The organism is Vibrio sp. 10N.239.312.C11 (assembly GCF_041466065.1).
GTDB lineage: Bacteria > Pseudomonadota > Gammaproteobacteria > Enterobacterales > Vibrionaceae > Vibrio > Vibrio tasmaniensis_A.
This window is the reverse complement of sequence record NZ_JBFSRZ010000115.1, coordinates 1-3118: the sequence shown is the minus strand read 5'-3', so window position 1 is coordinate 3118 and position 3118 is coordinate 1. Positions and strand designations below refer to the sequence as shown.

Annotated in this window: 4 protein-coding genes; all 4 read left to right on the top strand. The window is 41.9% G+C overall.

Annotated features, from left to right (window positions below):
• On the top strand, nt 1–676 hold a 676-nt coding region (locus AB6D07_RS22760), incomplete at its 5' end, for a substrate binding domain-containing protein (RefSeq protein WP_372126212.1).
• Between the two features lie 149 nt (nt 677–825).
• Complete coding sequence (gene queD / locus AB6D07_RS22755; protein WP_009847038.1) at nt 826–1188, top strand: 6-carboxytetrahydropterin synthase QueD; 363 nt, start codon at nt 826–828, stop codon at nt 1186–1188.
• 429 nt (nt 1189–1617) lie between these two features.
• Complete coding sequence (locus AB6D07_RS22750) at nt 1618–1815, top strand: hypothetical protein (protein WP_017103791.1); 198 nt, start codon at nt 1618–1620, stop codon at nt 1813–1815.
• A gap of 81 nt (nt 1816–1896) precedes the next feature.
• The gene (locus AB6D07_RS22745; protein ID WP_139137530.1) at nt 1897–3039 is read left to right on the top strand and encodes an amino acid permease; all 1143 of its coding nucleotides are present in this window, start codon (nt 1897–1899) and stop codon (nt 3037–3039) included.
• Nucleotides 3040–3118: the final 79 nt, after the last annotated feature.

Here is a 3118-nt window from a genome sequence, read left to right as displayed (position 1 = left end):
CATTAGTGATTGTACTCACTTAACTCAGTGTCCAAAACTGCTGGTGCGGATCAAAATGGTTGGCTCTTTGAGTGTTATGGCGCCTAAAGGTCTCACTGAGATCATGTTGATGCCCTTCATTTTGAAATTTTCAAACAAATACCCAGATGTGGCGTTCAATCTCATGCTTTCAGATGGTGTTCAAGATCTCGCGACGGTTGGTTATGACATTGCGATTCGTTCTGGTGATTTAGTTTCGAAAGACTTAGGCATGATCGCGCGCACTATCTTTGTAAATCAGAACTTGGTTTGTGCTTCACCTAAATACCTAGAAAATAATACAGAGATTACAACGCCAATTGATTTAGCTAATCACACCATAATTGAAGATCCAAACCTTAAGAATGATGGTGTGTGGAGGTTTGAGTTTGGTGGGTATTTCCATGATGTAAATCTTAAGCCAACACTCACGGTAAACAGCGTGCAAGCAGTAAAGGTCGCGGTTCGTTTTGGCTATGGTATTGCAATGCTGCCAAGGCAATTAGCCGAAGAAGATGTAGAGTCTGGCGCAATTGTGGAAATCCTATCGCAGTACACGCTTAAAGAGAGAACGGTTTATGCACTTTACCGTGAGAGAGTGAATACTCCGCGTAAGGTGAAGGTGTTTATTGATGAACTATGCGAGCACTTTTCATGATGTGAATATGCACCTCGTTTTGACCACTGATACGGTAACTTTTGAGGGGAACCCTTGCAGCTAATAAGGCCGTACAGTGGTGATAGAACTTGTAGTGTGCATTGGTTTTACGTAATATTGCGTGTCATTTTTTTAGCCTGAGAAACACAATGAGAACTGAGTTATACAAAGAGTTTATGTTTGAAGCAGCCCACCATCTTCCACACGTGCCAGAAGGGCATAAGTGCGGTCGTTTGCATGGTCACTCTTTTCTTGTTCGTTTGTACGTAGAAGGCGAAGTTGACCCGCATACAGGTTGGGTAATCGACTTTTCTGAAATTAAAGCTGTATTCAAACCAATTTACGACCGTTTAGACCACTACTACCTAAACGACATTGAAGGTTTAGAAAACCCGACAAGTGAAGTATTGGCTAAGTGGATCTGGAATGAACTTAAACCAAGCTTGCCACTTTTGAGCAAGGTTGAGATTAAAGAAACATGTACAGCGGGTTGTATCTACCGCGGTGAATAAGGTTTCGATGCTGTAGATTTCAAAGATACAGCTATCAAAGTTACAGCTATCAAGGCAACAGTCTTCAATACTATAGCTTTCAAGGTTATAGCCTTAAAAGCTATAATCGAACGAAAGGCGCTTACAAGAGCGCCTTTTTTGTAGCTGTCATATATGTTTGGGTGCTCTTTATACAAGCTTTGTTGTTTATGGGGTGGGGTGTTTATAGTTCCGCTTTTTATTAATAATGATTATTGTTTTACGCGGTTTGGTGGTCGATTTGTATCCAAATGGCTGTTTTGTTCAATTTAATAGCAAAAAATGTGGTTATAGCGTTGTGTTTCAAAGCTCATTCGATAAGATGAAAATACCTCTAATGACAGAGGTAGGGCAGCAATGGATACGCTGCTTCAAATACTATGGAATGTGACTTAATTATTGGACACATACATGAAATTCAAGATTACATCGCCGATTATTGAACCTACAGAAGGTTCACCACATCACTTAACGCAAACTCACGCTTCTCGTTTTACCTCTTTTAAGACAAGCTCCCCTTTGAACACCTTGTTCGACAACATCTCTGCACGCTTCTTTACTGCTTATCGCTCCTATTGTTATTCGTTTTATAACTTTGTTTCTATCTGAACTCCTTTGTCATCCGCTTGATGTACGAAGACTCACACCTATAAAAACTAAACAAATAAGTTAAAAACAATGAATATTAAAATGATGGGTAGCTCCCTAATTATCGCTGGTACCGCTCTCGGTGCTGGTATGCTTGCGATCCCAATGGTATTAGCTCAATTCGGATTGCTTTACGGCACACTGCTTATGGTACTGATCTGCTTCGGTACGACTTATGCAGCATTACTACTTCTAGAAGCGACCATCAAAGCGGGTGGCGGTCTAGGATTAAACTCTATTGCCCGAAAAACCTTGGGCAAACAAGGGCAGTTGATTACCAACGGCCTACTTTACGCGTTATTGATTTGCCTATTGATGGCCTACATTCTGGGTGCGGGTGATTTGCTGAGTAAGTTACTGTCTAACTTAGGTGTAGACATTAGCGCAACGACGAGCCAAATCACGTTTACTTTACTTGCTGGTGCTGTAGTCGCAAGTGGCACCGGAGTGATTGATAAGCTCAACCGCGCATTGTTCTTTGTGATGCTAGCAAGCTTGTTTGCAACCATGGTGTTTTTGGCACCAAGTATGACGCAAGAAAACTTGATGCAGGTAACCAGCCACGACCACGTCGATCTAATCAAAACCAGTGCCATCCTGTTTACGAGCTTTGGCTTTATGGTTGTGATTCCAACCTTGGTTTCTTACAACCACGAAGCGACAGGCAAACAGCTGCGTAACATGGTTATTATCGGTTCTCTGATTCCATTAGTGTGCTACTTGTGCTGGTTGTTTGCTGTGGTTGGTAACTTGAGCGAAGAGCAATTTAGAAGCTTCAAGAACGTATCAGATTTGATGGCGGCTTTTGAGGCTCAGTCTCCTTGGGTGGGTAACGTTCTGTCTACCTTCACCGGCTTGGCGTTGTTGACTTCTTTCTTTGGTGTAGCGATGGCGTTGTTCAACCAAAACAAAGACATGTTCAACCAAAATACAGCGGTCACTTACTGCATTAGTTTCATCTTGCCTCTGGCGGGTTCACTGCTTGCTGCAGATAAGTTCCTACAAGTGTTGAACTATGCAGGTATCATCTTAGTTTTCTTAGCCGTGTTTGTTCCGCTAGTGATGGTTCATAAGCAACGCTTTATGAAGGTAGCGGAAGACAGATACAGTGCTGAAGGTGGTCGACCAATGATGCTTTTCTCATTGCTGTTTGGTTGCTTCTTGCTAATCTCACAAGTGATTTAGCAGAACAATTTAGTGGTTGAATAATTAGGGCGTGTTGACCTTTCGTGGTTAAATTTTGTTCGAGATAAAAGCGTTTTAA